At 61.4% G+C, this 2793-nt stretch carries 5 protein-coding genes; all 5 read left to right on the top strand.

Translation table 11 applies throughout. From position 1 onward, the window contains the following. The coding region (locus ADADOO_RS16140) for a c-type cytochrome (protein WP_511278531.1) at positions 1-382 on the top strand (382 nt) is incomplete at its 5' end. Between the two features lie 25 nt (positions 383-407). After that, positions 408-875, top strand: coding sequence for a thiosulfate oxidation carrier protein SoxY (gene soxY, locus ADADOO_RS16145; protein ID WP_511278532.1), 468 nt, complete (start codon positions 408-410; stop codon positions 873-875). 150 nt (positions 876-1025) lie between these two features. Further along, positions 1026-1337: a thiosulfate oxidation carrier complex protein SoxZ gene (gene soxZ / locus ADADOO_RS16150; RefSeq protein ID WP_511278533.1), complete on the top strand. Its 312-nt coding sequence runs from the start codon at positions 1026-1028 to the stop codon at positions 1335-1337. A gap of 79 nt (positions 1338-1416) precedes the next feature. Further along, the gene (gene soxA / locus ADADOO_RS16155; RefSeq protein ID WP_511278534.1) at positions 1417-2232 is read left to right on the top strand and encodes a sulfur oxidation c-type cytochrome SoxA; all 816 of its coding nucleotides are present in this window, start codon (positions 1417-1419) and stop codon (positions 2230-2232) included. A gap of 13 nt (positions 2233-2245) precedes the next feature. Continuing rightward, the coding region (locus ADADOO_RS16160; protein ID WP_511278535.1) for a cytochrome c family protein at positions 2246-2793 on the top strand (548 nt) is incomplete at its 3' end.

A 2793-nucleotide genomic window follows, 5' to 3' on the forward strand; every position in this document is an offset into this window, starting at 1 on the left:
GATCGGCTCGACGCTGCCCGAATACGCCCGCACGGCGCACGGCGAACTGGCTGACCAGTACCGCAGCTTCGGCCCGGTGCGCGGCACCCGGACGCTCGGCCCCGAGGCGGCCAAAAAGGCAGCCGATGCCGGCACGCTGGAACTGGCGACGAAGAGCGGCTGCATGGCTTGCCATGGCTTGAAGAGCAAGATCGTCGGCCCCGGCTACAACGAAGTCGTCGCCCGTTACAAGGATCAAACCGATGCGGAGTCGCGCCTGATCGCCAAGGTCAAGGCCGGCGGGCAGGGCGTCTGGGGTTCGATCCCGATGCCGCCGAATGCGCATGTCAAGGACGAAGATCTGAAAACACTGGTGCAGTGGATTCTCAACGGTTCCAGGTAATTCCAATTTCTACAGAGGAGAAGTCATGAACAATCAACGTCGCACCGTACTGAAATCCGGCTCCGGCGCCGCCCTGCTGGGCATGCTGGCTGCCGCTGGCATCATCACCCCGGGCATCGCCCTGGCCGACTGGAACAAGGCGGCTTTCGACGCCAAGAGCATGGCCGACACGCTCAAGGCGCTTGGCGTGAACAGCCCGACCGACAGCAAGGACGTCCAGGTTACCGGTCCGGACATCGCCGAAAACGGCGCCGTCGTGCCGGTTGGCGTGGCCTCCAGCCTGCCCAACATCAGCATGGTCGCCATCCTGATCGAGAAGAACCCGAACGCGCTAGCCGCCGCCTTCATGCTGCCGGAAGGCACCGAAGCCAGCGTCCAGACCCGGGTCAAGATGGGCCAGACCTCGAACATCTACGCGCTGGTCAAGTCGGACGGCAAGTTCTTCATGGCGACGAAAGAGATCAAGGTCACCCTCGGTGGCTGCGGTGGCTAAAAAGCGGTTGCGAGCTACTGCGCTCGGCATAACTGCGTTGCGTCCGGTCGCCGTGCAAATTGCACTGTCTCCCGGTCGCGCCTTGTTCTGCCTTCGCTCGCAACGCTCGCCCCTCGCTTTTTCAACTAATTGAGAATTCAGGAGAAACAAATGGGCAATCCAATGAAAATCCGCGCCGCCAACAAGGAAGGCGTTACCGAAGTGAAGGTGCTGGTCAGCCACGAGATGGAAACCGGCCAGCGCAAGGATTCGGCGGGCGCCGTCGTGCCGGCCTGGTTCATCACCGAACTGACCGCCAAGCATGGCGACAAGACGGTGCTGAGCTGCGAATTCGGGCCGTCCGTCTCGAAGAACCCCTACCTCGCCTTCAAATTTAAGGGCGGCGCCAAGGGCGACAAGATCACCGTCAGCTGGAAGGACAACAAGGGCGACACCCGCTCCGACGAAGCCGTCGTTAACTGATAGCTGATCGCACTCAACACGGCAGCCAGGCGACACAGATCGCCGCTGCCGTCGCTTTTACCCCGTGGAGGAGTATTCAATGATCCGACGTTTGATGAAAACGCTGGTCGGGGCGGCTGTCATGGCCGCCTTTGCCGGCGGTGTGGCGGCCCAGGACAGCAAGGTGGCCGATGAACTGGCGAAATATCGCGAAGCGCTGGCCGACGGCAATCCGGCCGACCTGTTCGAGCTCAAGGGCGAAGGCCTGTGGCTGGAAAAGCGCGGCCCGAAGAATGCCTCGCTCGAACACTGCGATCTCGGCCAGGGGCCGGGCAAGCTGGACGGCGCCTATGCCGCCCTGCCGAAATACTTCAAGGACACCGGCAAGGTCATGGATGTCGAGTCCCGCCTGGTGCATTGCATGATGACGCTGCAAGGCTTCACGCTGGCCGAAGCGACCAAGCAGTGGTATTCGAAACCGGGCAAGGATTCCGACATCGAGGCGCTGGTCACTTTCATCGGCGCCAAGTCGAACGGCAAGCCGATCAACGTGCCGGCAACGCACCCGGAAGAAGCGAAGATGGCCAAGATGGGCGAATACATTTTCTATCGCCGTTCCGGCCCGCAGGATTTCTCCTGCGCCATCTGTCACGGTCAGGAAGGCAAGCGTATCCGCCTGCAGGACCTCGGCAACCTGACGACCAAAGACGGTGCCGGCTTCGCCATGAAGACCTGGCCGTCGTACCGCGTTTCGCAGGGCACGGTGTGGACCATGCAACGTCGGCTGATCGACTGCATGCGCCAGGCCCGCTGGCCTGAGCCCGAGTATCTGGCCGATTCGATCGTTGCGCTGGAAACCTATCTGCAAAAAACTGCGACCGGCACCGTGATGGAAACGCCGGGCATCAAGCGCTGAAAAGGGGATGACCATGAATTTCAAATTTGCCCTTTTATTCGGGTTGACCGTGGCCATCGCAACGCCGGCCCTGGCTCAGAAAGCCGTTGAAGCACCGGGCGGAAAGTACGCCAAGGAAGCCGACCAGATGTTCCGCGCCTCGTTCAAGGCCGAGAATCCGAAATACTGGATGACCCGTCTCGAGCAGGACGAGACGATGAAGACCTGCGGCATCTACCGCGACAGTCCGCCGCGCAAGATTGGCGAGAAACTCGAAAAGCTCAATGCGGCGACCATCCGTTACCCGGTCGATGGCAAGCTGATCGGTGACTGGAAGGAAGGCGAGAAGCTCGCTGCCGTCGGCACTGGCGGTCACATCGGCTTCCTCCAGCCGGACAAGGCCGGCAAGCTGCGCGGCGGCAACTGTTACGCCTGCCACGAACTGGCCAAGAAGGAAGTCGCCTACGGCACGATCGGCCCCAGTCTGCAGCACTTCGGCAAGATCCGCGGCAACTCGGAAGAGACCATCAAGTACGTCTACGACAAGGTCTACAACTCCAACGCCTTCACGGCGTGCACCAA

Origin of the sequence: Azonexus sp. (assembly GCF_036170495.1) — a bacterium.
Classification (GTDB): domain Bacteria; phylum Pseudomonadota; class Gammaproteobacteria; order Burkholderiales; family Rhodocyclaceae; genus Azonexus.